General features: G+C 68.9%; 22 protein-coding genes and 1 pseudogene. 15 read left to right on the forward strand and 8 right to left on the reverse strand.

What is annotated here, in order from left to right; translation table 11 throughout:
• The first annotated feature begins 38 nt into the window (after positions 1-38).
• The 4 genes from eno (at position 39) to ACG00X_RS04255 (ending at position 2,909) form a co-directional block, all read left to right on the forward strand.
• Positions 39-1,325 carry a phosphopyruvate hydratase gene (gene eno / locus ACG00X_RS04240; RefSeq protein ID WP_394486728.1) on the forward strand — a complete coding sequence of 429 codons (1,287 nt, stop codon included), beginning with the start codon at positions 39-41 and terminating at the stop codon, positions 1,323-1,325.
• Between the two features lie 155 nt (positions 1,326-1,480).
• Positions 1,481-1,789: a septum formation initiator family protein gene (locus ACG00X_RS04245; RefSeq protein WP_394486729.1), complete on the forward strand. Its 309-nt coding sequence runs from the start codon at positions 1,481-1,483 to the stop codon at positions 1,787-1,789.
• Positions 1,790-1,794: 5 nt separating this feature from the next.
• Positions 1,795-2,400, forward strand: coding sequence for a nicotinamide riboside transporter PnuC (gene pnuC, locus ACG00X_RS04250; RefSeq protein WP_394486730.1), 606 nt, complete (start codon positions 1,795-1,797; stop codon positions 2,398-2,400).
• Positions 2,397-2,909: an AAA family ATPase gene (locus ACG00X_RS04255; protein ID WP_394486731.1), complete on the forward strand. Its 513-nt coding sequence runs from the start codon at positions 2,397-2,399 to the stop codon at positions 2,907-2,909. The genes pnuC and ACG00X_RS04255 overlap by 4 nt, the downstream gene beginning before the upstream one ends.
• A gap of 113 nt (positions 2,910-3,022) precedes the next feature.
• On the opposite strand, the gene ACG00X_RS04260 is transcribed toward ACG00X_RS04255, so the two are convergent.
• The 3 genes from ACG00X_RS04260 to ACG00X_RS04270 form a co-directional block, all read right to left on the reverse strand.
• Positions 3,023-6,613, reverse strand: coding sequence for a hypothetical protein (locus tag ACG00X_RS04260; RefSeq protein ID WP_394486732.1), 3,591 nt, complete (start codon positions 6,611-6,613; stop codon positions 3,023-3,025).
• A gap of 123 nt (positions 6,614-6,736) precedes the next feature.
• A complete protein-coding gene (gene hslO, locus ACG00X_RS04265) occupies positions 6,737-7,696 on the reverse strand; it encodes an Hsp33 family molecular chaperone HslO (RefSeq protein ID WP_394486733.1) in 960 nt (319 codons plus the stop codon).
• Positions 7,693-8,217, reverse strand: coding sequence for a gamma carbonic anhydrase family protein (locus ACG00X_RS04270; RefSeq protein WP_394486734.1), 525 nt, complete (start codon positions 8,215-8,217; stop codon positions 7,693-7,695). The genes hslO and ACG00X_RS04270 overlap by 4 nt, the downstream gene beginning before the upstream one ends.
• 42 nt (positions 8,218-8,259) lie before the next feature.
• Between ACG00X_RS04270 and ACG00X_RS04275 the strand changes: the two genes are divergently transcribed.
• The 10 genes from ACG00X_RS04275 (at position 8,260) to ACG00X_RS04320 (ending at position 19,563) form a co-directional block, all read left to right on the forward strand.
• Positions 8,260-9,042 carry a ferritin-like domain-containing protein gene (locus ACG00X_RS04275; RefSeq protein ID WP_394486735.1) on the forward strand — a complete coding sequence of 261 codons (783 nt, stop codon included), beginning with the start codon at positions 8,260-8,262 and terminating at the stop codon, positions 9,040-9,042.
• Positions 9,039-9,956, forward strand: coding sequence for a DMT family transporter (locus ACG00X_RS04280; RefSeq protein WP_394486736.1), 918 nt, complete (start codon positions 9,039-9,041; stop codon positions 9,954-9,956). The genes ACG00X_RS04275 and ACG00X_RS04280 overlap by 4 nt, the downstream gene beginning before the upstream one ends.
• 46 nt (positions 9,957-10,002) lie before the next feature.
• Positions 10,003-11,319 carry an omega-aminotransferase AptA gene (aptA, locus tag ACG00X_RS04285; RefSeq protein WP_394486737.1) on the forward strand — a complete coding sequence of 439 codons (1,317 nt, stop codon included), beginning with the start codon at positions 10,003-10,005 and terminating at the stop codon, positions 11,317-11,319.
• Positions 11,320-11,384: 65 nt separating this feature from the next.
• Positions 11,385-12,554: an esterase-like activity of phytase family protein gene (locus tag ACG00X_RS04290; RefSeq protein ID WP_394486738.1), complete on the forward strand. Its 1,170-nt coding sequence runs from the start codon at positions 11,385-11,387 to the stop codon at positions 12,552-12,554.
• Positions 12,555-12,621: 67 nt separating this feature from the next.
• Complete coding sequence (locus ACG00X_RS04295) at positions 12,622-13,509, forward strand: DMT family transporter (protein WP_394486739.1); 888 nt, start codon at positions 12,622-12,624, stop codon at positions 13,507-13,509.
• Between the two features lie 9 nt (positions 13,510-13,518).
• Positions 13,519-14,352 (forward strand): PIG-L deacetylase family protein, encoded by an 834-nt coding sequence (locus tag ACG00X_RS04300; protein WP_394486741.1) that lies wholly within the window; start codon positions 13,519-13,521, stop codon positions 14,350-14,352.
• Entirely contained in the window at positions 14,349-15,329 is a 981-nt protein-coding gene (locus ACG00X_RS04305) for a succinylglutamate desuccinylase/aspartoacylase family protein (protein WP_394486742.1), read from the forward strand. The genes ACG00X_RS04300 and ACG00X_RS04305 overlap by 4 nt, the downstream gene beginning before the upstream one ends.
• 234 nt (positions 15,330-15,563) lie before the next feature.
• The gene (locus tag ACG00X_RS04310; RefSeq protein ID WP_394486744.1) at positions 15,564-16,277 is read left to right on the forward strand and encodes a gluconate 2-dehydrogenase subunit 3 family protein; all 714 of its coding nucleotides are present in this window, start codon (positions 15,564-15,566) and stop codon (positions 16,275-16,277) included.
• Between the two features lie 144 nt (positions 16,278-16,421).
• Positions 16,422-18,197 (forward strand): GMC family oxidoreductase, encoded by a 1,776-nt coding sequence (locus ACG00X_RS04315; RefSeq protein WP_394486745.1) that lies wholly within the window; start codon positions 16,422-16,424, stop codon positions 18,195-18,197.
• 16 nt (positions 18,198-18,213) lie between these two features.
• Positions 18,214-19,563, forward strand: coding sequence for a c-type cytochrome (locus tag ACG00X_RS04320; RefSeq protein ID WP_394486746.1), 1,350 nt, complete (start codon positions 18,214-18,216; stop codon positions 19,561-19,563).
• Positions 19,564-19,572: 9 nt separating this feature from the next.
• On the opposite strand, the pseudogene ACG00X_RS04325 reads toward ACG00X_RS04320, so the two are convergent.
• Positions 19,573-19,804: pseudogene (locus ACG00X_RS04325) on the reverse strand (IS5/IS1182 family transposase); the annotation flags it as partial.
• Between the two features lie 245 nt (positions 19,805-20,049).
• Between ACG00X_RS04325 and ACG00X_RS04330 the strand changes: the two are divergent.
• Positions 20,050-21,738: a methyl-accepting chemotaxis protein gene (locus ACG00X_RS04330; RefSeq protein WP_394486748.1), complete on the forward strand. Its 1,689-nt coding sequence runs from the start codon at positions 20,050-20,052 to the stop codon at positions 21,736-21,738.
• A gap of 147 nt (positions 21,739-21,885) precedes the next feature.
• Here ACG00X_RS04330 and ACG00X_RS04335 read toward each other — a convergent pair whose 3' ends face one another.
• Genes ACG00X_RS04335 through ACG00X_RS04350 form a run of 4 tightly spaced genes read right to left on the reverse strand, consistent with a single transcriptional unit; the run spans position 21,886 to position 25,455 of the window.
• Positions 21,886-22,515 (reverse strand): glutathione S-transferase family protein, encoded by a 630-nt coding sequence (locus ACG00X_RS04335; RefSeq protein WP_394486749.1) that lies wholly within the window; start codon positions 22,513-22,515, stop codon positions 21,886-21,888.
• Complete coding sequence (gene yghU / locus ACG00X_RS04340) at positions 22,512-23,393, reverse strand: glutathione-dependent disulfide-bond oxidoreductase (RefSeq protein ID WP_394486751.1); 882 nt, start codon at positions 23,391-23,393, stop codon at positions 22,512-22,514. Before yghU ends, ACG00X_RS04335 begins: the two co-directional genes overlap by 4 nt.
• Positions 23,390-25,024, reverse strand: a complete 1,635-nt coding sequence (locus ACG00X_RS04345; protein ID WP_394486752.1) for a diguanylate cyclase domain-containing protein — start codon at positions 25,022-25,024, stop codon at positions 23,390-23,392. Before ACG00X_RS04345 ends, yghU begins: the two co-directional genes overlap by 4 nt.
• Complete coding sequence (locus ACG00X_RS04350; protein ID WP_394486753.1) at positions 25,021-25,455, reverse strand: hypothetical protein; 435 nt, start codon at positions 25,453-25,455, stop codon at positions 25,021-25,023. Before ACG00X_RS04350 ends, ACG00X_RS04345 begins: the two co-directional genes overlap by 4 nt.
• Position 25,456 lies beyond the last annotated feature (1 nt).

The raw sequence follows: 25,456 nt of genomic DNA on the forward strand, positions 1-25,456 counted from the left end.
TGCGCCCGCCCGAATTTTTCACTTCCTGGAGATACTGAATGAGCGCCATCGTTGACATCGTCGGCCGAGAGATCCTCGACAGCCGCGGCAACCCCACCGTGGAGTGCGACGTGCTGCTGGAGTCCGGCGTCATGGGTCGCGCGGCCGTACCGTCGGGTGCGTCGACCGGCAGCCGTGAAGCCATCGAGCTGCGCGACGGCGACAAGAGCCGCTACCTGGGCAAGGGCGTGCTGAAGGCCGTCGAGCACATCAACACCGAGATCAGCGAAGCCGTGCTGGGCCTGGACGCCTCTGAGCAGGCCTTCCTGGACAAGACGCTGATCGACCTGGACGGCACCGACAACAAGAGCCGCCTGGGCGCCAATGCGATGCTGGCAGTCTCCATGGCCGTGGCCCGCGCCGCCGCCGAGGAATCCGGCCTGCCCCTGTACCGTTACTTCGGCGGCATGGGCGGCCTGCAACTGCCCGTGCCGATGATGAACGTCATCAACGGCGGCGCCCACGCGAACAACTCGCTGGACCTGCAGGAGCTGATGATCATTCCCGTGGGCGCGCCGAGCTTCCGCGAAGCGCTGCGCTGGGGCGCCGAGGTGTTCCACGCACTGAAGAAGATCCTGCACGACAAGGGCATCTCCACCGCCGTGGGCGACGAAGGCGGCTTCGCGCCCAGCGTCGAGAGCCATGAGGCCGCGATCCAGCTGATCCTGGACGCCATCGCCAAGGCCGGCTACACCGCCGGCGAGCAGATCGCCATCGGCCTGGACTGCGCCGCCAGCGAGTTCTACAAGGACGGCAAGTACGTGCTCGACGGCGAAGGCGGCATCCAGCTGACCTCGCAGCAGTGGACCGACATGCTGGCCACGTGGGTCGACAAGTACCCCATCATCTCGATCGAAGACGGCATGGCCGAGGGTGACTGGGACGGCTGGAAGATCCTGACCGACCGCCTGGGCAAGAACGTGCAGATCGTCGGCGACGACCTGTTCGTCACCAACACCAAGATCCTGAGGGAAGGCATCGAGAAGGGCATCGCCAACTCGATCCTGATCAAGATCAACCAGATCGGCACGCTGACGGAAACCTTCGCCGCCATCGAGATGGCCAAGCGCGCGGGCTACACGGCCGTCATCTCGCACCGCTCGGGTGAGACGGAAGACAGCACCATCTCCGACATCGCCGTGGGCCTGAACGCGGGCCAGATCAAGACGGGTTCGCTGTCGCGCTCGGACCGCATGGCCAAGTACAACCAGCTGCTGCGCATCGAGGAAGACCTGGGCGACATCGCCGCCTACCCCGGCCGCGCTGCGTTCTACAACCTGAAGTGAAGTGACCAGGCTCCTCGCCCATCCTCGCCTTGCTGAACGCAGGCGAGCCTGGTCTGGGACCGCGCTGCGGCGTGTGCCGCAGCGCTTCGCCACGGCGGGCCGGCTTGGGAGCGGCCCGGCCCTTGGCTCGCCTCGTGGGCCGAGGACGCTTTGACATGAAAGCACTTGCTGCCGTTTTGGTGATCTTCCTGATCGCCATCCAAGCCCAGCTCTGGGTGGGCCGGGGCAGCGTGCCGTACGTGGCCCACCTCCGGCAGGAGGTGGCTGCCGCACAGGCGGACAACGAACAGGCCCGCCTGCGCAACGCGCAGCTGCAGGCCGAACTGCGCGACCTGCGCGAAGGCCTGGAGATGGTGGAAGAGAAGGCCCGCTTTGAGCTGGGCATGATCAAGCCCGATGAGGTCTTCGTGCCCATCTCGGGCGCCAGAACCGCTTCGCTGGCCGCCTCCAGCCCCAAGCCCTGATGCTCATGACACTGTGGTCGGCGCTGCTGGCGCCGGCCTTCACTGCTTTTGGCAGCCCCATCACCTGGCTGGAGTTGGCAGCGTTCGTGCTGTCCGTGTGGATGGTCGTCTGCAACATGCGCGTCCATCCGTTGGCCTGGCCGCTCGCGTTCATCGCATCGCTGCTGTATTTCGCGCTGTTCCTGGACGGCAAGCTGTACGGCGAGGCGGGCCTGCAGCTCGTCTTCGCCGCGCTGGCCCTGTGGGGGGCGTGGCAGTGGCGCTTCGGCCGCACGAGCAGCGGCGAGCTGCTGACCGTGCGCCGGCTGGGCCTGCGCGGCCTCATCGCACCGACCGCGTTCACCCTCGGTGCCTGGCCGCTGCTGGGCCTGTTCCTCGCCCGGTTCACAGACAGCCCCTTGCCTTACTGGGATGCGTTCCCCACCGTCGCGAGCCTGTTGGGCCAATGGCTGCTCGCACGCAAGTATGAAGAGAACTGGCCAACCTGGATCGTCGTCAACACCGTCAGCGTCGTGCTGTTCGGGCTGAAGGGCTATTGGCTGACCGTGGTCCTGTACGCGGCCTTCATCCCGATGAGCGTGCTCGGCTGGCGCGCATGGCGGCGGGCATGAGCCGCATCGTGGCGCTGGTGGGCGCCGAATGCACCGGCAAGTCCACGCTGGCCGAGACACTGGCGAGGCGCTTCAACGCCGGCCTCGTGACCGAATATCTGCGCGAATGGTGCGACACGCACGCCCGCACGCCCGAACGCCACGAACAGGCGGCCATCGCCGCAGAGCAGGCGCGGCGCATCGAAGTGGCCGCGCAGCGGCATGCCCTGGTCTTCTGCGACACGACACCGCTCATCACGGCCTTGTGCAGCGAGCACTATTTCAGCGACGACTCGCTGACCGCCGGTGCCGTGGCCTTTCAGCGCCGTTGCCAGTTGACGCTGCTGTGCGCGCCCGACCTGCCCTGGCAGGCCGACGGCATCCTGCGTGACGGCCCGGCGGTGCGCGAGCGCTTCGATGCCCGGCTGCGCGACGCCATGACCCGGCACGCCCTCCCCTGGACCGACATCGCCGGCAGCGACGACGAGCGTCTCTCCGGCGCGCTACGGGCACTGCAGGCGCCGGCCTGATGCCGCACCGCCCGGTTGCCTGAGCGCGTCCCACGGGCCTGCGCGGACTCCTGCGATGCGGACGTGACGCACGGCTTCCCGCCAGCGCGCGCGCCCCGGAGCGTGTCTCGCCGTCAACGCCCGAGCAGCAAATAGTCGAACAACTGCGTGCCACCGGCGCCGCCCAGCGGCACGAGCATCGCCTTCAGCAGCGGCTGGTCGAAGAATGGAGCGAAGGCGCCCTGCTGGTTGTTCTCGACCTGGGCGATCAGGCGCTTGAAAGGCTCCACCAGGTCGCTCAGCGGCTTGCCGCTGCCCGCCAGCCAGCGCAGGTCGGCCTGCATGGATTCGAGCGCGCGACGGCGCGTGGCCTCGGCGGACTGCTTGAGCAGCAACGTCAGGCCGATCAACGCCAGCACATAACAGCTCACCCCCACGGCGACCGCCGTCGTCAACGCCCAGTTGTCGAAGAGCCGGCTACGCGCCACCACCAGCAGCGCCAGCACGACGAAGGGGCCGATCACCAGCCGCGCCACCGTCGCACTGCGTCGGGCGACGACTTGCACGTCGATCCAGTCGTCCAGCAGCGTATGCACGGCAAAGCCTCCGCCGTCCCTGCCACGCTCTTCAGGCCGACCGCAGAAGCGCTGCGACCACAAGGCCTTGTGCTCCTCGCCCAGGCCCTTGGCGAACATCTCGACGGTGGCCTCCGGATAGAAGCTGCGGCCGGCGTTGAGATGACGCACGAAACGCAGCAGCAACACGGTTGCATCCGCCACAGCCACGATGAGCAATGGCAGCAGCAACAAGATGGCGTAGAGCGTGACCGTCACCATCTGCCGGTGCTCGTCACCGCGCACCGGCACGGCGGGAATCTGCCCCTCCGACAGGCACATGAACAGCAGCGCCGCGCAGCAGACGGTCAAGGCGAACCACACCAGCGTGCGTGCCGCGCGCGGCCTTGCCTCGCCGCGCTCACCGTATTCCTTCCAGAGCTGCTGAAAGTCGCAGCTGTAGCCGACACCGCTGCGCCAGAAGAGCACGCTGACATGCTCGAACCAGCCGCCCACGAGCAGGCGCAGGTCGTTGCGCACCATGGGCGCGGGCATGGCGCGAGGCAGCCGCAGCCAGTCCGCATCACGACGCAACTGCTCCACCGTGTCAGCCCACGCCCAGTCCAGGGCCCACAGAATGGCGAACAGCGCCAGCAGGTGGATCAGGTGCGACGGCCAGGCGCTGACACCTTCCACCCAGGTGACGGGCTCGCAGCTCTCGCAGAGGACGGCCGCGCGCCAGCCGCCCACCGGCCAGGCCAGCCACACCCACAAGGCCACGACGAACAGCACGACGATCAAGTGCAGACGGTCGACCCGGGCAGGCTGATCAGGCGGCGCAGGCAGCTCGCGCCGGGCCTGCAACAACGCGGGCAGCACCGCCAGCAGCGCACCGAACGCGGCCAGACTGGCGAGCAGCAAGGCCTGGACGAACCCCAGCTGCGAGGGCCGGAGGAACTCGATCAGACTCGCCAGCACGTAGGCGAACAGCCCGGCATGCAGCGCGACGAGGACGATCGACGTCATGTCCATGTGCGGCTGGTTGACTGCCGTGGGCTCGCGCAGAAACGCCTGCCTAGCCTGCCGCATCGACGGCGTGGACGGCCACACCAGCAGCACGACGCCCATGACCACCACCATCAATGCAGCCAGGGCAGTTCGCCCCGCGTCAGGCCGCGGCGGGCCGGCCTCCAGCGCATACCCCGACAGCGGCACGGCGCTGGATCGCCCGATCTCATACATCGACGGCTTTTGCAGCACCGGCTCCAGCGCCAGGCGCTCCTCGCGCTTGCAACTCTCGCTGCGACAACCCGTGCGTCGCGCGGCCGCGTAGGTGCTGACCTGATAGATATCTCGAAACGGCGGCGTGCCGGCCTGCAGATCGACCGCCGACGCGCCGGGCGCTGGCGGGTAGAAGGCCAGGGGCAGGCTGCTGGCCACGACGAGATTGCGCGTAAAGGCCTGCGTGCGGGGATGCAGGTAGCGCGCGTCCATGTCGGTGGTGAAGAACATGCGATCGGAAAAGTCCTCGTGCATGGCCTGCAGCACAAGCAGCTTGTCGTGCACGTCGTTGGCGAAGATGCCGATGGCGCCGATCGGCAGACGGTTCGGGTCGGTCTCGCTGCGCTTGAGGTCGGCGCCCATGCGGCGCAGGTAGTCGAGCTGGTCGCGGCTCTCCGGCCATTCCAGCGGCGCGTTCTTGGAACCAGCACCGGGGGCGGCGGCCGCGCTCGCATCGCGGGTCGTCACCCCGTCCAGGCCACGGAAGAAATAGATGACCTCGATCCTCTGCAGTTGCTCAGCCGAGCGGCTGTCCCGCAGCCGGTAACGGAGCTCGCTGACCAGCGCCTGCGCATACAGCGAGTCACGCTCCGCCACGATGACGACCCGCCTGGGCTCACGCGGCAGGCGCAGCACCAACTCGTTGACGAGACGCTTGATGAGATCGGCGTCATTGCCGATCGTGCGCAGCATGGGCACCGGACGTGCCGGGTTGGCGTCGGTGATGCGGTTGAACTGGTCGGTCACGAACGCGTCGAGCTTCTGGTCGCTGAGCTCGCCGATCATGCTGTTGGGCGCCGTGGACGACGAGTTGTAGAACTCGGCGCTGGACAGCAGGCGATAGCCATCCGCCAGGTCATCCGGCAAGGCCGCTGCGCCATCGCCCGCCACACCGGAGCTGCAGCGGGCAGCGGCGGCGCTCGCGGCCGGGCTGGCGGGCGCCCGCGCGAAATGCTTGCGATCGGCCGCACAACGCAGGTCCATGAGCGCGGCGCGCAGTGCATCGGTGGACGACGGGCCGATGACCGCCAGGCTGGGCATGCGTCGCGAGGCCGTACCGTTCAACGTCGCCTCACTCAGCGCCTCCTGCGAAATGACGGCCGCGCCGATCAACTGACGCGTCAAACGCGCCAGCGCATCGAGCTTGCGCTGCGGCAGCGCGCTCTCGTCCACCCACAGCAAGGCGATCTGGCTGTAGCGCCGCGGCTTCTCGCCCCGGCCGTCACCGCCAGCGTCCGGCTTGCGCCGGTGCTCCGCCCGCACCGACAGCATCTCGTAGGGCACGAGGTAGCAGTCGGTGAGGCATCCCGCGCGCGCCGCCGGTTTGGCATCGCCTGCAGCCGGGCTGGACACGGCGGCGGTTGCAGGCGGCGGGCCGCGCAGCAGGTCGAACTGCAGCAGGCTCAACCGCTCGGCGCTGTCTGGCACGTAGTCCTGAGCCATCAACCCGGCCAGCGTCGCATAGCGCAGGCGCCGACGGGCTTCTTCGGCGCCGACGAAGTCGGCCCCGGGCATCAGGCCCATGATGATGAGCGTGTCGTCCAGGCGCTGGTCATGGTCGCGGTCCAGCCGGGCAAGGAGACGCTGCGGGTCGCGCACGTCGTCGACATGCGCCAGGCAGTCGACCCCCTGTGGCGCCGAGGCCTGCTTGCGCACGCGTTCGCAGCGTTCGGCACGCTCGGCTTCATAGCGGCGCACGGCAGCGAACGGGTCTTCCCACAACCGCGCGTTGACGTCGAGATCGGGGTCCAGCGGCACCTGCGCCCGGGCCTTCTCGGCCGGCCGCAACGGCTCGAACGCATGAGGCACCAACTGCGTGCTGGCCACGAAAGCCGCAAGCACAGCGATGCTGGTCCAAGGGATGTTGCCAATGCCGAGCTTGTCCGCCAATGTCGCCTCCGTCCCTGCAAACACAGGGCCAGGGGCGACACTCTCAGCTCGCCAGGGAGGCGTCAATCGCCAAGGGCGAAAGCATCCTCAGAACACATGACGGGGCCATGGCCCCGCACAGGGCTACTGCAGCGTGGCGTCGGCGCCATCGGGCTGGCGCCCGGGCGGCGCGAACAGCGCGCCCACATCCACGGCATCGAAGCGGTAGTGCCGGCCACAGAAATCGCAGGCGATCTCGATGTCGCCGCGCTCGGCCAGCACGTCGTCGGCCTCCTCGCGGCCCAGGCCCAGCAGCATCTGCCCGACGCGCTCGCGCGAGCAGGTGCAGGCAAAACGTGGCGCCTGCGGCTCGAAGCGCGTGACGGTTTCCTCCCAGAACAGGCGGCGCAGGATGGTGTCGGCATCCAGCGTCAGCAGTTCTTCGGCCGTCAAGGTGCCGGCCAGGATGGCGATGCGGTTGAACGCCTCCGACAGGCCGATGTCGTCCTCGTTGCGGCGGCCCGCCAGGTTGCCTTCGCCCTCGACGGGCAGGCGCTGGATCAGCAGGCCGGCCGCGATGTCACCGTTGGCCGCCAGCACGAGGCGCGTGTCCAACTGCTCGGACTGCAGCATGTAGTGCTCCAGCGCCTCGCTGACCTGCTTCAGCGGCTCGCGGCGGTCACCATGCAGCGGCACGATGCCCTGGTAGGGCTGCTGGCCGGGGAACTTGTCCTTGGGGTCCAGCGTGATCGCGCAGCGGCCCTGGCCGTGCACGTTGACCATGGCCTCCAGCGTCGCCCCGGCCGGCACCTCGCCGACGCACTTGGCCGTGGCGCGGAACGACAGATCGGGGTGCGACTCCGCGACCGCGAGCTTCACGGGGCCGTCGCCCATGACCTGCAGCACCAGCGCGCCGTTGAACTTGATGTTGGCCTGCATCAACACGGCCGCCGCGCTCATCTCGCCGAGCATGTTGCGCAACTCGGTCGGGTAGGCCTGCCCCGGCTCGCGGCGGGCCAGCACCTCGCGCCAGGAGTCGGTCAGCCGCACCAGCATGCCGCGCACGGGCAGGCCATCGAACAGGAACTTGTGCAATTCGCTCATCGGATTCTCTTCAGGCCGCTGGCATAGCGGCGGCCGTTGTTCACGTAATGGAGGGCGCTGGCCTTGAGGCCATCGATCTGCTCGGGCGTCAGCGCGCGCACGACACGCGCCGGCGCGCCGACGATGAGGCTGCCGTCAGGGAACACCTTGCCCTCCGTCACCAGCGCCCCCGCACCAACGACGCAGTTGCGGCCGATGCGCGAACCATTCAAGAGCACGGCGCCGATGCCGATCAGACTTTCGTCGCCAACCGTGCAACCGTGCAGCATGACCTGGTGGCCCACCGTCACGTTCTGCCCCAGCACCAGCGGGAAGCCGTGATCGGCATGCAGCACCGCGCCGTCCTGGATGTTGCTGCCCGCACCGATGGTCAGCGTCTCGCTGTCGCCACGCAGCACCGCGTTGAACCAGACGCTGACGTCCGCGCCCAGCGTCACGCGGCCGATGACCTCGGCACTGTCGGCCACGTATGCCGAGTCGGCCACGTCGGGCATGTGCTCGTCGAGCTGGTAGATCGCCATCGCGGCCCTCCCGTCAAAACCAGCGATTCTAAAATTGCGCGGATGTCCGACCTTCGCCTGGCCACGCTCGGCCCGCTCCTGATCGCCGATGCCCCCGCCAAGGCCGCTGCCACGCTGGCGCTCGCGCGCGACCTGCCCGTCGACACCGAGGCGGCCATCGACGCCCCCGCCGGCATCCCCGGCCGCCCGCCGCGCCCGCAGCTCGTCGAGCACATCCGGCTCAAGCCGCCGTCGATGCGCACGCCCGCCGGCATCGCAGCGCTGGTGCACAGCATCGCCCACATCGAACTCAACGCCATCGACCTGGCGCTGGACATCTGCTGGCGCTTCCCCGGCATGCCCGAGGCCTTCTACCGCGACTGGCTGCGCATCGCGCAGGAGGAAGCCACGCACTTCACGCTGCTGCGCGACCACCTGCTGACGCTGGGTTTCGACTACGGCGACTTCGACGCGCACAACGCGCTGTGGGACATGGCCGAGCGCACCCGGCACGACCTGCTCGCGCGCATCGCGCTGGTGCCGCGCACGCTCGAAGCCCGCGGGCTGGACGCCTCGCCCGCCGTGCGGGCCAAGCTCGTCGGTGCCGGTGACCACCGCGCCGGCGCCATCCTCGACATCATCCTGCGCGACGAGATCGGCCATGTGCTGGCCGGCAACCGCTGGTACCGCTTCCTGTGCGAGCAGCGCGGGCTCGACCCCATCGCCACCTACGCCGAGCTGGCAGCCCGCCACCAGGCCCCGCGGCTGCGCGCGCCCTTCAACCTGGAAGCCCGCCGTGCCGCCGGCTTCGACGACGCCGAACTGGCCGCCCTCCTCGCCCCATGACCCGCCTGCAGGCCAACCTCCTCCTGACCCTCGTCGCGCTGATCTGGGGCTCCGCATTCGTTGCGCAAAACCAGGGCATGGCCGACGTCGGCCCGCTGCTCTTCACCGGCGTTCGCTTCCTGATCGGCGCCGCCGTCGTGCTGCCGCTGGCGGTGCTCGAATGGCGGCGCCTGGGCCGCGCGGGCCGGCCGCTGGGCCGCGTGGATGCCCTGCACATCGCCGGCCTGGGCGTGTTGATGACGCTGGGCGCCGTCATGCAGCAGGTCGGCATCCAGTTCACCAGCGTCACCAACGCCGGCTTCCTGACGGCGCTCTACGTGCCGCTGGTGCCGGTGCTGGCCTGGGCGCTGCTGCGCCAGGTGGCGCATTGGTCCGTGTGGCCGGCGGCCTTCGGCTGCCTGGCGGGCGCGTTCCTGCTGTCGGGCGCGCATGAGCTGCGGGTCGGGCTGGGCGACCTGTGGGTCATCGCCTCGGCGCTGCCGTGGGCCTTCCACGTGCTGATGGTCGGCCGCTGGGCGGACCGCATGGGCGCGCCCTTCCTCGTGGCCTGCGGGCAGTTCGCGGTCTGCGGGCTGCTGTCGCTGCTGGCCGCACTCGCCACCGAGCCACTGCATTGGCAAGGCCTCGTCAGTGCCGCCGGGCCCATCCTCTACACCGGCGTGCTGTCGGTCGGCGTGGCCTTCACGGGCCAGGTCATCGCGCAGCGCTACGCGCATGCCGCCGACGCGGCCATCATCCTGTCGTCCGAGACGCTGTTCGCCGCCACGTTCGGCCATCTGCTGCTCAACGAGCACCTGAACGCGGCGGGCTGGCTGGGCTGCGGGCTGATGCTGGCGTGCATTCTTTCGGTGCAGCTGATGCCGCTGGTAGGAACCCTGAGACGACGGCAAATTTTGACGAACCCGTCAAATTAGCTTTTAGACTTTGCGCATCCGACCACGCCCCTCGCCAGGAGCCTGCATGAGCGCTGACGTTTCCAAGCTTGACGCCTACTGGATGCCTTTCACCGCCAACCGGCAGTTCAAGCAGTCGCCGCGACTGCTGACCGGTGCGGACGGCATGTTCTTCCGGGACGACAAGGGGCGCGAGGTGCTCGACGGCATCGCCGGCCTGTGGTGCGTGAACGCCGGCCACAACCGGCCCCGGATCGTCCAGGCCATCCAGGCCCAGGCCGCCGAGCTGGACTTCGCGCCGCCCTTCCAGATGGCCCACCCCAAGGCCTTCGAGCTGGCCGAGCGGCTGGCGCAGATCACACCGGCCGGGCTGAACCGCATCTTCTTCACGAACTCGGGCTCCGAGTCCGTCGAGACGGCGCTGAAGATGGCCATCGCCTACCACCGCGTGCGCGGCGAAGGCAGCCGCACACGCCTCATCGGCCGCGAGCGCGGCTACCACGGTGTGAACTTCGGCGGCATCTCGGTGGGCGGGATGGTGGCCAACCGCAAGATGTTCGGCAGCCTGCTGGCGGGCGTGGACCACATCCGCCACACGCACGACGCGGCGCGCAACGCGTTCTCGGTGGGCGTCCCGCAGCATGGCGCGGAGTTCGCCGACGACCTGGAACGCCTGGTGCAGCTGCACGACGCGTCGACCATCGCGGCCGTCATCGTCGAACCGGTGGCCGGCTCCACGGGCGTGCTGATCCCGCCGGCCGGCTATCTGCAGCGGCTGCGCGACATCTGCGACAAGCACGGCATCCTGCTGATCTTCGACGAGGTCATCACCGGCTTCGGCCGCACCGGCAACCCCTTCGGCGCGCAGACCTTCGGCGTCACGCCCGACCTCATGACCGTGGCCAAGGGCATCACCAACGGCTGCGTGCCGATGGGCGCGGTGTTCGCGCAGCAGAAGATCCACGACGCCTTCATGACGGGGCCCGAGCACCTCATCGAGTTCTTCCACGGCTACACCTACTCGGCCCACCCGCTGGCCTGCGCCGCCGGCCTGGCAACGCTGGACACCTACGCCGACGGCGACCTGCTGACCCGCGCCTCGCGCATGCAGGACGAGTTCGCCAAGGCGCTGCATTCGCTGCGCGACGAGCCCAACGTCATCGACATCCGCAACATCGGCCTGGTGGGCGGCATCGAGCTCAAGGGGCTGGACGGCCAGCCGGCCAAGCGTGCGTTCAACATCTTCCTGGACTGCTGGGACAAGGGGCTGCTGATCCGCACCACGGGCGACACCATCGCGCTGTCCCCGCCGCTCATCATCGAGAGCAGCCACATCGAGCGCATCATCGACACGCTGCGCGGGGCGCTGCGCCGCGCCGCCTGAGCGCCCCGCGCCGGCGGGCAGATAGACTCCCGCTGCGCACGCGACAAGCGGCGCCAAGGAAAAAGATGAAGTCGTTGTCTCACCTGGCCGCAGCAGCGGCCTTTTCGTTGCTGGGCCTGTCGGCCAGCGCCCAGACGCTGACCTACCTCGGTCAGCAGATCGTCCCCACCGGCACGCCGTTCCAGGAGTTACCGGTCGGCGGCCTCTCCAGCCTGGACTACAACCCCGCCACGGGCCATTACCTCGCCATCTGCGACGACCGCAGCGATCTCGCCCCGGCGCGCTTCTACGAACTGGCGCTGGACCTGTCCAAGTTCCGCCGCAGCGCCGCGCCGGGCCACGAAGGCGTGCGCTTCATCGCGTCGACGACCATCCAGGACCTCGACGGCCACCCCTTCGCCCGCAACCAAGTGGACCCGGAAAGCCTGCGCCTGGACGCGCGGCGCCAGCTCATCTACTGGAGCAACGAAGGCCAGCGCAAGAACGGCGCGCTGCAAAAGCCCACCGTGCGACGCATGCACCTCGACGGCCGCCCCGCCGGCGAGTTCCCCGTGCCGGACTACTACGCCCCCAGCGGCAGCGCGGGCGGGCTGGCGGCCGGCGACATGGGTGTCTACAACAACCTCGCCTTCGAGAGCATCGCGCTGAGCCCGGACGGCCGCACGCTCTGGACCATCACCGAGAACGCTCTCGCCCAGGACGACCTGCCGACCGCCGTGGACCGCACCAGCCACGCGCGCATGCTGTCCTTCGACCTGGAGACCGGCAAGGCCGGCGCCGAATACGTCTACGAGGTCGGCCCCGTCGCCTTCCCGCCGACCAAGGACGGCGACTTCGCCACCAACGGCGTGGCCGACATGCTGGCCCTGTCGGACCACGAATTCATCGCCATCGAGCGCTCCTACGCCGTCGGCGCTGCCACGGCCGGCCTCGGCCCGCACACCGGCAAGCCCACCGGCAACACCATCCGGCTCTACCTTGTCGACACCAGCGGCGCCACCAACGTCGCCGGCTGGCCGTCCATCAAGGGCCGCGAATGGGTGCCCGCCAAGCGCCGCCTGCTGCTGGACCTGTCCACGCTGAAGAATGACGACGGCAGCGCGCTGGCGGTCGACAACATCGAAGGCATCACCTTCGGGCCCACCGTCCAGGGCAAGCGCACGCTGGTGCTCGCGTCCGACAACAACTTCAACCCCGAGCAGTTCACCCAGTTCGTCGTGCTGAGCCTGGACTGACCGCGCCCGCCTCGCCGGCACGCTCGCGCCGGCACCGCGCGAGGCGCCGCACCACTTCGCCATCCGCATGTCTCCCGTTCCCTGGCGCGCCTACGCGCTGCTCGCGGCCAGCACCAGCCTGATCGGCAGCTATGTCGGCCTGTCCAAGCTGCTGGTCGCGGCGTTTCCGGTGTTCCTGCTGGCCGGCCTGCGCTTCGGCTTCGCGGCGCTGCTGATGCTGCCCTGGCTGAAGAAGCCCGCCGACGAGGGGCCGCTGGACGCGCGCTCCCGCGTGCTGCTGTTCCTGGAGTCCTTTCTCGGCAACTTCCTGTTCTCGCTGTGCATGCTGTTCGGGCTGCGGCAGAGTTCGGCGGTGGTGGCCGGCGTCATCATGGCCGGCATCCCGGCGGCCGTCGCCCTGCTGAGCTGGGTGGTGCTGCGCGAGCAGCCGGGCCGCCGCACGCTGGCTGGCGTCGCCTGCGCCGTGGCCGGCATCGCGCTGGTGGCCGGTGGCCGCCAGGGCGGCGCCGAGACGACGCCGCTGGGCGCCCTGCTGCTCATCGCCGCCGTGTTCTGCGAGGCGAGCTACGTCGTCATCGGCAAGCAGCTGACGGCCGGGCTCACGCCGCGGCGCATCAGCGCGCTGATCAACCTGTGGGGCCTGGTGCTGGTGTCGCCTCTGGCGCTGTGGCAGGGCCTGAGCTTCGACTTCGGCGGCCCGCGCGTGCAGGACTGGGGCCTGCTGGCCTACTACGCCGCGACCGCCAGCGTCTTCACCGTCTGGCTGTGGATGGCCGGGCTGCGCCACCTGCCCGCTGCCAAGGCCGGCGTGTTCATGGTCTTCCTGCCCATCAGCACGGCGCTCGTCGGGCTGCTGCTCGGCGAGACGCTGTCGCCCCAGCAGGCGCTGGCCTATGGCCTGGCCTTATCGGGCGTGCTGCTGGCGACATGGCCCGCGAAAACCGCTGACCGGTAGCATGACGGGATGTCCGAGGAAACCGATCTCGCGCGCTGGCGCGAGCACCTGACCCGCTTCGCCGCCCTGCTGGGCAACCCGCCCGACCGCCAGGCTGCCCCGGCGCCGGCATCCAGGCCCGGCCGCTGCCTGGTGTTTTCGCCCCATCCCGACGACGAATGCATCGTCGGTGCGCTGCCGCTGCGCCTGAAGCAGGAAGCCGGCTGGCGCGTCACCAACGTCGCGGTGACGCTGGGCAGCAACGCCGCCCGCCGCGAGGCGCGCTGGGCCGAACTGCTCGACGCCTGCGCCGTGCTGGGTTTCGAGTGCCAGCGTGTCGGCGAGCACGGCCTGTCCGACGTGCGCGCGGAGCCTATTCGCGCCGAGCAGGTGCAGGCGCTCGCCGCCGTCCTCGAAGCGCATCGCCCCGACCTCGTGCTCGCGCCGCACGCGCTGGACGACAACCCCAGCCACCGCGGCGTGCACCAGCTGGTCGTGCAGGCGATCGCCGCCACGCGGCTGGACACCGTGCTGGCGCTGACCGAGTTCTGGTCGACTCAAGCCCGGCCCAACGCGCTGGTGCAGACCCACATCGCCGACACCGCCCGCCTCATCGCGGCGCTGGAGCGGCACACCGGCGAGATTGCCCGCAACCCCTACCACCTGCGCCTGCCCGCCTTCCTGGCCGATGCCGTGCGCCGGGGCGGCGAGCTGGTGCTCGGCGCGGGCGAGGCGCCGCCGGACTTCGCGTTTGCCACGCTCTACCGCCTGGTCAGCTACCGTGCGGGCCAGCCTGCCGGTGACCTGCCGCCCCGCGTCTTTCCCGCCGATCAGGCGCTGTCTTCCGACCTGCTCCAGCCATGACCCGACCGACCCACCTCCGCATCCATCAATTTGCCGGCCTGCAGCCGGGGCCGCGCTTCCTCGTGACCGGCGCGGTGCATGGCAACGAGATCCACGGCACCCGTGCGATGGCCGAGATCATTCGGCAGCTGGATGCCGGCGAACTCACGCTGCTGCGCGGCACCTTGACGCTGGTGCCCATCGTCAACCCGCTGGCCCACCAGCTCGACCGCCGCGAGGGCGACCGCAACCTGAACCGCAACCTGCGCCCGCCCATCATTGCGCAGGACTTCGAGGACCGCATCGCGCGCGTGCTGTGCCCGCTGATTGCCCAGCACGACGGCATCCTGGACCTGCACAGCTTCCAGGGCAACGGCCCGGCCTTCGCGATGATCGGGCCGCGCAACAACAGCGGCGAGCTGGAGCCGTTCTCGCAGGAGGCGACGGAGTCCGCGCTGGCCGCGCGGCTGGGCGTCGGCCGCATCGTGGAGGGCTGGCTGTCCACCTATGCGCTGGGCCTGCAGCGCCGCCAGCAGCGGGCCCACGACGGCTCGCGCCGGGCCTCGCTGATCTCCGACCCGCATTACGGCGTGGGCACCACCGAATACATGCGCTCCACCGGCGGCTGGGCGATCACGCTGGAGTGCGGCCAGCATCTGGACCCCAACGGCCCCGAGGTGGCCCGGCTGGCCATCCTGCGCGCGCTGGTGTTTCTCGGCATGCTGGAGGAGAGCGCCGTCGAGCCGCACCGGCCGGCGCAGCCGCCGGAGCTGCTGCAGCTCTACGACGTCATCGACCGCGAAGACATGGGCGACCGCTTCGCGCGCGAATGGGCCAGCTTCGATGCCATCGAGCAGGGCCAGGCGATCGGCACGCGGGCCAGCGGCGAGGCCGTGCTGGCGCCCAGCGAGGGCCGCATCGTGTTCCCGAACGTGAAGTCGCAGCCCGGCACGGAATGGTTCTACCTCGCCCGGCCCAGCGATCGCCGGTTGGGTTGAGCGGCGCCGTTCGGCCCGCACGCGAGTGCCCCCGGTGAGCCGGGGCAGGCGCTTGCCCGGAGGCGCGCCTTCTCGCCCCCGAAACAACTGCTAACAAACCACAACGCCAGCGCGGTTATTCGCAGCGAGGCGACACGCCTGGCCGGCCTGCGGCATAGGATGTATGACATCGTATTTCTTAGTAGTTACGCGTAGAGCACGGGCCGCAACGCCCCGCTGACGCCAGGAGTGCCGATGTCAGACAACCCCTCCCCTTCCCGTCGCGCGCTGCTGCTCGCGTCTGCCGTTGCCGTGCCGGTCGTTGCGCTGCCCTTGCAGCCGCGCCGGGCCCCAGGGCTGGAAGGCATCGATCTCCAGTCCTACCAGCCGGTGTTCTTCACGCCCGAGGAATGGCGCTTCGTGCTCGCCGCCTGTGACCGCCTCATCCCGGCCGAAGGGCGTGGCCCCGGCGCGCTGGAGACCCATGTGCCGGTCTTCATCGACCAGCAACTGCACAACGGCCTGGGCAGCGACATCTACCTGGCCGCGCCCCACCAGCCGGATGCTCCGGCCACGCTGGGCTTCCAGCTGCCCTACAGCCCGCAGGACGTCTACCGGCGCGGCATCGCCCTGGCACAGCGCTACAGCCAGGCCCAGCACGAGGGGCGGCGCTTCGAGGCCCTGGAGCCCGCCCAGCGCGACGCGCTGCTGACGGCGCTGCAGAAGAACGGCGCCGACTTCGCCGCGCTCGGCGAGCCGGTGCTCAAGGCCTCGCAGTTCTTCGGGCAGCTGCTGGACGACGCCAAGAACGGCTATCTGGCCGACCCCATGTACGGCGGCAACAAGGACATGAAAGCCTGGGTGGCGATCGGCTTCCCCGGCGCCCGCGGCGCCTACACGGAGTGGGTGGACCAGCACAACCGCCCCTACCCACTGGGCCCCGTGAGCCTGAGCGGCCGCCGCGCCTGAAGCACGACGCGCCACACCGCCGCACGCGGCGCGGCGCCCGCCAGCTTCGGCTTTCCTGACTGACCGGCGACAGCGCCCCCCGCCACCGCGGGCCGACGTGAGCCTCCTGCCGGCGCCCTCGTGGCGCCCCGCACCCAACACCCCATGGCAAAAAACCTCACCAACGACGACGTCGATGTCGTCATCGTCGGCCTCGGCTGGGCCGGCTCCCTCATGGCCATCGAACTGGCGCAGGCCGGCCTGAAAGTCCGCGCGCTGGAACGCGGCCCGGAGCGCCCGCCGTCCGACTTCGCCTACCCCAAGCCGGCCGACCAATACGCCCACGCGATCCGCAACAAGGTCTTCGCCACGCCCAAGGACGCGGCGCTGACCGTGCGCTACAACGCCGGCGAAACCGCGCTGCCGACGCGCAAATGGGGCGCCTTCGCCCCCGGCACCGGCGTGGGCGGCTCGGGCCTGCACTGGACGGGCGTGCTCATCCGCCCGACGCAGACCGACATCAAGCTCAAGACCTATGCCGACCAGGCCTATGGCCGCGGCAAGCTCGACCCCGAGATGCGGATCAAGGACTTCCCGTTCACCTGGGACGAGATCGAGCCGCACTTCGACTTCTTCGACAAGGTCTGCGGGCTGTCCGGCAACACCGGCAACCTCAAGGGCCAGATCCAGCCCGGCGGCGACCCGTTCGAAGGGCCGCGCTCCAACCCCTATCCGCTGCCCGCGCTGCAGGACACGCTGAACAGCTCGCTGTTCGCGCAGACCGCCAGCAAGCTGGGCTACCACCCCTTCCCCAACCCGTCGGCCAATGTGTCGCAGGCCTGGACCAACCCCTACGGCGCGCAGCTGGCGCCGTGCAACTACTGCGGCTACTGCAGCAAATACCCCTGCCTGAACTACTCCAAGGCATCGCCCCAGACCACCATCCTCGACGTGGTCAAGCGCATGCCCAACTTCGACTACAAGGTCAACGCCAACGTCATCCGCGTCGAGCTGCACGCCGACAAGAAGACCGCCAAGGGTGTGACCTATGTTGACGAAGCCGGCAACACCGTCTTCCAGCCGGCCAAGATCGTCATCCTGGCGAGCTTCCAGTTCGCCAACGTGCGGCTGATGCTGCTGTCGGGCATCGGCAAGCCCTACGACCCCGTCACCGAGACCGGCACCATCGGCCGCAACTACGCCTTCCTGAGTAACGGCAGCGCCACGCTGTTCTTCAAGGACAAGCACTTCAACCCGTTCGCCACCGCCGGCGCCACCGGCGAAATGTTCAACGACATCTCGCCCGGCAACTTCGACGACGGCATCAAGCTCGGCTTCATCGGCGGCGCCAAGATCCACAGCTCGCAGTCCACCGGCGCGCCCATCGGCGCCGCGCTGCCCAAGGGCACGCCGCAGTGGGGCAAGGGCTGGAAGGAAGGCATGGTCGACTGGTATGGCCGCTCCATGACGGTGGGCATCACCACCACCTGCATGTCCTACCGCGGCCACTTCCTGGACCTGGACCCGACCTACAAAGACCCCTGGGGCGCGCCGCTGCTGCGCATGACCTTCGACTGGCGCCAGAACGAACTGAAGCTGCAGCGCTATCTGCGCGACATCGTGCTGAAGATCGCCAAGGAGCTGGGCCCGGACGCCATCAACGAGAACTTCCTCGCGCTGGACTCGCACTGGGACATCACCAAGTACGTGTCCACGCACAACGTGGGCGGCGCCATCATGGGCACGTCACCGCGCGACTCGGCGCTCAACAAATACCTGCAGTCCTGGGACGTGCACAACGTCTTCGTGCCCGGCGGCAATGCCTTCCCGCAGAACTTCCAAGCCAACCCCACCGCCACCATCGGCGCCATCACGCTGATGGCGGCCAAGGCCATCAAGGACCAGTACCTCAAGAATCCCGGCCCGCTGGTGCAGGCATGAGCGGGAGGCGAGCACGATGAACACGCAGAAGTCCCTCAAGTTCCCCCGCGTCTCGGCCCCGCTGAAGCTCGCATTCGCCGCCACCGTGCTGGGCCTGCTGGCCGCCGGCGCCTGGCGCTCTTCGACTGCCGCTGAAAACGCCAGCGCCGGTACCGCCGCCGCTGCCCCCACCGATGCAGCCCTCATCCAGCGCGGCGAATACCTCGCCCGCGCGGGCGACTGCATCGCCTGCCACAGTGCGCCCGGCAAGCCCGCCTTCGCCGGCGGCCTGCCCATCGACAGCGGCCACGGGCTGATCTACTCCACGAACATCACACCCGACCCGGCGCATGGCATCGGCCGCTACACCGAGGCGCAGTTCGCCGACGCGCTGCGTCACGGCATGCGGGCCGACGGCCAGCACCTCTACCCGGCCATGCCCTACCCGAGCTACGCCAAGGTCTCGGACGAAGACGTCCACGCGCTCTACGTGTTCTTCATGAAGGGCGTGAAGCCGGCGGCAGTCACGCCGCCCGCCACCGACCTGAGCTTCCCGTTCAGCCAGCGCTGGGCCATGGGGCTGTGGAACTGGTTCTTCACGTCGGACCAACCCTTCCGCGCACAAGCCGGCTGGAACCAGCAGGTCACGCGCGGCGCCTACCTCGTCGAAGGCCTGGGGCACTGCGGCAGCTGCCACACGCCGCGAGGCTTTGCGATGAACGAGAAGGCCGACCGTTCCGACCAGGCGAGCTTCCTGTCCGGCGGCGAGCTGGGCGGCTGGGAAGTGCCGTCGCTGCGCGGACTGCCGCACTGGACCGAAAAAGACATCGTCGACTACTTGCAGACCGGCCGCAACCGCAGCGCCGCCGTCGCGGGCGAGATGGCACAGGTGGTGGAGCACAGCACGGCCCACCTCGCCGAAGACGACCTGCGCGCCATGGCGGCCTACCTCAAGACACTGAGCCCGGTGGCCGAACGCAGCGCCGCCGTCAAGCCGCAAGGTGCCACCGAGACCCAGCGCAAGCTCACCGCCGCCGTGGACCTGACGCTGGGCGAGCGCCTGTACCTGGACAACTGTGCGGCCTGCCACTTCGTGACCGGCCAGGGCGCGACACGCGTGTTCCCGCGCCTGGACGGCGCCACCGTCGTCAATGCGGACAGCCCCAGCGGCCTGCTGCACGTCATCCTCGCCGGGGCGAGCACGCCCTCCACCGACAAGGCGCCTTCGGTGCTGGTCATGCCCGGCTTCGCCCAGCGGCTGGACGACCGCGAAGTGGCGGCCCTGGCCAGCTTCGTGCGCCAGGGCTGGGGCAACCAGGCCGCGCCGGTGTCCGAGAGCCAGGTCAGCCGCCTGCGCCAACACCTCGAGACCCAGCCGGCGCACTGAGTGCTGCCAGCAAAATTCGGGCAAGGCGCGACAACAGATGGCACGGCGCGCCAAGCTCAACAGCGCACATGGGTCCAGGCGGCGCGTCGAACCGGATGCGCAGCTTGCCGAAGGCCGCCAGCCACGCAAGCGTGCGCGTCACCACCCAGCGGTGACGCCCCAGCTAGTCATTGCATTCGACGCGTCGGCGTGCAATGCGGCTTTGGATGCCCCCTCGCTGGAGGTGCCTGCGGCAGCGTGAGCCCGTGCATTGGCCGTGAACGCCATGTCGGTTGGTCACGGACGCGCCACCACGTCGCCGTCCGACTTCGACGCTCGATCATTGTTGGCTTCTCGCGGCCATTGCTGGCGCGAGCCTCTTGCCACCTGAGGCATAGCGTGCAGTTGTTTGCATTTTGTTTTTATCAAATGCATCAAATTTATCCGTGCTGAGTTAACCTGCTGGCACTGGACGAATGTCGTTCTCGGCAACCGAAAAGGCCTCCCATGAAGTTCTCCTCCTTGACTATCCGAGCCAAACTGTCGATGGCATTCGGCGTGCTGGCAGCTCTGCTACTGCTTGTCGCCATGCTTGCTTGGCGAGCATTGAACGTCGAGAGCACCGCGTTCGAGGACTTCGTCCAAGGCATCAACGCGCGGGCAAACGTTGCCAACGCTGTTCGCCAGGCGGTCGATGCAAGGGCTATTGCGGCACGCAACCTTGTTTTGGTCATCCGGCCTGAGGACTTGCAAGCTGAGCGCGCCAAGGTCGAGCAAGCACATGCCACGACGACCGAGCAACTGAAGAAGCTGCAGGAGATGTCGCGTGCGGACGGCGTTTCCGACAAGGCCAGGGAACTCATCGCCGCCATTGCCGACGTGGAGCGGCGGTATGCGCCGGTGGCTCTGGGCATCGTCAACCTCGCGCTCGAGCACAAGCGCGATGAGGCCAACCAGAAGATGATTGAACAATGCCGCCCGCTCCTGGCCGAGTTGGTGGATGCAACCAACGCCTATTCCAACTACACCGCCAACCGTGCCGAGCAGCTGATTCATGCTTCCGAGGCTCGGGTGGCCCGCGAGATGAATGTGTTTCTGGTCATCACGGCGCTCGCATTCGGCGTCGCAATCGTCAGCGGAGCACTCATCGTTCGAAGCCTGACCCGCGCGCTTGGCGCCGAACCGGCCGCCTTGAGCGCTGCGGCCCGTCGGGTAGCCGACGGGGACCTGCTGCCTGTGGAATACAACGAACGGGCGCCCGAGGGCAGCGTGCTCGCATCACTGGAAACCATGCGTCGCAATTTGGCAGAGATCGTCCACCAAGTCCGGGGTGCGTCCGAGTCCATCGCAACCGGCTCGGCGCAAATCGCAGCCGGCAACGCAGACTTGAGTCAACGCACCGAAGAGCAAGCGAGCGCGCTGCAACAGACAGCGGCAACGATGGAAGAGTTGGGCACCACGGTGCGGAACAACGCTGACCATGCCGGGCAGGCCAATACGTTGGCCAAGACCGCGACCGAAGTGGCAGCCCGAGGGGGTGATGTCGTCGGCAACGTAATCACAACAATGCGGGAAATCGACGACGGCTCCAAGAAGATCGTGGACATCATCGGCACGATCGACAGCATTGCCTTTCAGACGAACATCCTGGCCTTGAATGCGGCAGTGGAAGCCGCACGTGCAGGCGAAGCGGGGCGTGGCTTCGCTGTTGTAGCGAGCGAGGTGCGCACGTTGGCGCAGCGAAGCGCCACAGCGGCCAAGGAAATCAAGGGGCTGATTGCCGCCAGCGTGGAGAAGGTGGAACGTGGATCAGCGCTGGTCGATCAGGCAGGCGCCACCATGCAAGAAGTTGTCGGAGCCATCTCACGCGTGAGCAGCATCGTTGACGAAATCAGTGTGGCGAGCAGAGAGCAAAGTACCGGTGTTGGTCAGGTGGGGGATGCTGTCTCCCAGATGGATCAAGTGACGCAGCAGAACGCTGCGCTGGTCGAAGAAAGCGCAGCGGCTGCTGAAAGCCTGCGGCGCCAGGCCGAACAGCTGGTGACCTCTGTGGCTGTATTCACCATTGAAGCCGCCGCGGGAACTCAAGCTGCCAACCTGGCCACTGTGAACCCCCAGCGGACGCCGCTGCGGACAACACCGTCCAGCCAACCGGTGCTGGCGGCGAAAATGGCCGGGAATTGGAGCGCCTGCTGACCGGGGTTCAACGCAAGCTGCGCATCCGGTTCGAGCGCGCCGTCGAGACTCACGTGGCGGTGTTGAGCTTGGCCTGCTGTGTCATCGGCTGTCGCGCCAAACCGGATCTTTTAGCAACACCGAGGGCCAACGGGTCGGGCGCGGGCCTCAATCCATCGTGCCCCGCGCCTGCATGGCCTCGCGCCAGCGGCGCAGGTGCGGATGCTCGTCGCCCGGCCTGACTTTCACGACCCGCGCGAAGTCCACCGCCACGACGGCCGTGATGTCGGCGAGGCTGAACTGCCCGGCGGCGATGAAGTCGCGTCCGCTCAGATGCTCGTCCAGCATCACGAAAAAGCGCTGCACCCGCGCCAGGCCACGCCGGGCCAGCTCGGGGATCTGCTCATAGCCCACCGGGCCGGTCAGCGCGCGGCCGGCCATGGCGGGGCTGCTGTTGCGAAACGCCTCGGCGATGGCGAGCAGCCCCTCCCACTCGATGCGGGCCTGCCAGCCCGCTATGTCGGCCTTCTCCAGCGGCGTTCGCCCCAGCAGCGGCGGCTGCGGGAACCGCGCCTCCACATAGGCGGCGATGGCGGCGTTGTCGGTCAGCACCGGCCCTTCCTCCGTCACCAGCGCGGGCACCGTGCATTGCGGGTTGACGCGGCGAAAGGCCTCGCCCAGCTGCTCGCCACTGCGCAGGTCCACCTGCACCGTCTCGTGCGGCACGCGCTTCTCGGCCAGCAGGATGCGGGCCCGGCGCGGGCTCGGCGCGGTGGCGCAGTCGTACAGCGTGATCATGGCGCGGGCGAGAGCTTGTCCTGCGTGCGGGTGTCGAAGTCGCTGGCATCGTGGCGCTCATGCAGTTGCGTCGACGGCTCGCCGAACACGCGGTTGACCTTGCGGCCCCGCTGCACCGCCGGGCGCTGCGCGATCTCGTCGGCCCAGCGGATGACGTTCGCGTACTCGTGCACCGACAGGAACTCGCCCGCGCCGTAGAGCTGCCCCTTCACGAGTGCGCCGTACCACGGCCAGGTGGCGATGTCGGCCACCGTGTACTCGTCACCCGCCAGATAGCGCCGCTCGGCCAGCAGCCGGTTCAGCACGTCGAGCTGGCGCTTGACCTCCATCGCGTAACGGTCGATCGGGTAAGCCTGCTTCGTCGGCGCGTAGGCGTAGAAATGCCCGAAGCCCCCGCCCAGGAACGGCGCGCTGCCCATCTGCCAGAACAGCCAGCTCAGCGTCTCGGCGCGCCGGGCGCCGTCGGCCGGCAGGAAAGCCCCGCCGAACTTCTCGGCCAGGTAGACCAGGATGGCGCCGGACTCGAACACGCGCACGGGCTCGGCCGCGCTTCGGTCCACCAGCGCCGGGATCTTGGAGTTGGGGTTGACCTCGACGAAGCCGCTACCGAACTGGTCGCCCTGGTTGATGCGGATCAGCCAGGCGTCGTACTCGGCGCCCACGTGGCCCAGCGCCAGCAGTTCCTCCAGCATCACCGTCACCTTCACGCCGTTGGGCGTGCCCAGCGAGTACAGCTGCAGCGGATGGCGCCCGATGGGCAGCGGCTTGTCGTGCGTGGGCCCCGCCACCGGGCGGTTGATGTTGGCGAACTGGCCGCCGTTGCTCGGGTTCCAGGCCCAGACCTGGGGCGGGGTGTAGTCAGTCGTCGTGTCGTTCATGCCGGCGTTGAAGAGGCCAAAGCCGGCAACGCTAGCGCAAAAGCCAATTTCCCGTTGCGCTTGACGTGATACAGCGCCTCGTCGGCCGCGTGCATGAGCTGCAGCGGGTCGCTGCCGTGCAGCGGCGCACAGGCCACGCCGATGCTGACACCCACGCGCACCTCCACGCCGCTGGCCAGACGCACGGGTTGGGCCAGCCCCTCCAGCAAGGCCTGCATGACCTGCGACAGCACGCCGTCGCCCGGCCCCACGTCGCGCAGCGCGACCAGGAATTCGTCGCCGCCCAGCCGCGCGACGAGATCGGAGGCGCGCCGCACCGCCGCACGCATGCGCTCTGCGCAGGCCACCAGCACGGCGTCCCCGGCCGCATGGCCATGGGTGTCGTTGATCTGCTTGAAACCGTCGAGGTCGATGCAGGCCACGGTCAGCACGGCCCGGCGGGTGCGGGCATCGGCCACGAAGCGCGCCAGCACGGCCAGGCCAGCGTCCCGGTTCTTCAGCGACGTCAGCCCATCATGCTCGGCGCGATGGCGCACGGCGTTCTCGTCGCTCTTGCGCTCGGTGATGTCGTAGATGACGCCCTCCACCGTATTCCCACCATCGCGCGGCACCGAGATCAGGCAATGCACCCATCGCCGCGCTTCGCCCAGCGGCACCAGCTCGAGGTCGGCCGACACCGTTTCTCCGCGCGCCGCAGCGTCGGCCATCATCTGGCGCACGAGCTCGGGCCGGTTGAACACGGCGGCGACGAAATCCTGCTCACCCAGCTCGCGTAGCGCTGCCATCGGCACGCCCACCACGCGCGACATCGTCGGGTTGCCGTTGATGAGGCGGCCGATGCCGTCGAGCACGAAGATGCCGGCACTGCTGGCGTCGAAAATCTGCCGGTAGCGCGCCTCCATCGCCTCGACTTCCGCACGCAGGCGGCGCTCGTTGCGCAGCGCCGTTTCATTGGCCTCCAGCAGCGCATTCGCGCCCGAGATCAGCACGCCGATCTCGTCGGCCACATGGCGGGGCGGGGTTTGCAGCCGCTCCGCGGCGCCGGGCTTCATGCGCCGCAAGGCGTCGGCCAGCCGCACGATGGGCCCCGACACCATGCGCGCCGCCAGCAGATACAGCACCAGCGCCAGCAGCGCCGCCTGCCCCGCCATGGCCGCGGCCAGCGTGTAGGCCTCCTGGTTGGCATCGGCCCGCACCTTGGCGTCATTGAGGCGGATGCGCAGCTGCCCCACCACCTCACGCGCGTCGAACGGCGACACCACCGGCCGCGTCAGCAAGGTGGCACCGGTGTCCTCGCGGGCGCCCTGGCGCAGGCCCTTGGCAATCGCCCGGCCGTCGGCCGACAACACTTCCACCACGTCCACCAGTTCGTTGCTGGCCAGCCCGCTCGTCACCTCATGCAGCAGCACCTCGTCTTCGGCGTAGACGCCGATGGACACCGTCTTCTCGACGGCGGCGGCCAGCGCCTCCACGCTGCTGCGGCTGTTGGCCAGCGCACGGGCCTGGCCGAGCTGATACGCGATGGTCGCCGCCGCCAGCGCCAGCAGCGTGGCGCTGGCGACCACCAGCAGCATGAACCGGATCTGCAGGCTGTGGACGCCCCGCACCCTGGGCGCGGTGGAGGGCGTCATTTGTCGGCCGCTTCCTTGAGCACCAGCACCGTGCGCAGCCCGGGCTCGGCCGGCTCGCGGCTCAACCAGCCCAGCGCGCTGGGGTTGCGCCGCAGGATCGTGAGCATGGCGGCCTCGTCCGGCAGCGCCTGGGGTGGCGCACTCTGCCCCGAGAACATCAGGCGCGACCAGTAGCTGTTCACCTGGGCCACGCTCATGCCGGTCAGGGCCTCGTAGAAAGCGGCGCGGCGCGGATGGTCGCGCGGGAGGTCGAAGATCAACGCCAGGTCTCCATTCGCGAACGCGCGGTTGCGCCCCATGAACAGGTCCACCGCCGCTTTCTGCGTCAGCGCACGCTGCGGGTTGCTGGCGTGCACGACGATGTAGAAGTCGGCGCGCGCGGCCGACGCGGGCACCAGCAGCATCGCGATGAGCAAGACACACCAGCGCATG

It is taken from the genome of Pelomonas nitida (genome assembly GCF_043555975.1).
Classification (GTDB): Bacteria; Pseudomonadota; Gammaproteobacteria; order Burkholderiales; family Burkholderiaceae_C; genus Pelomonas; species Pelomonas nitida.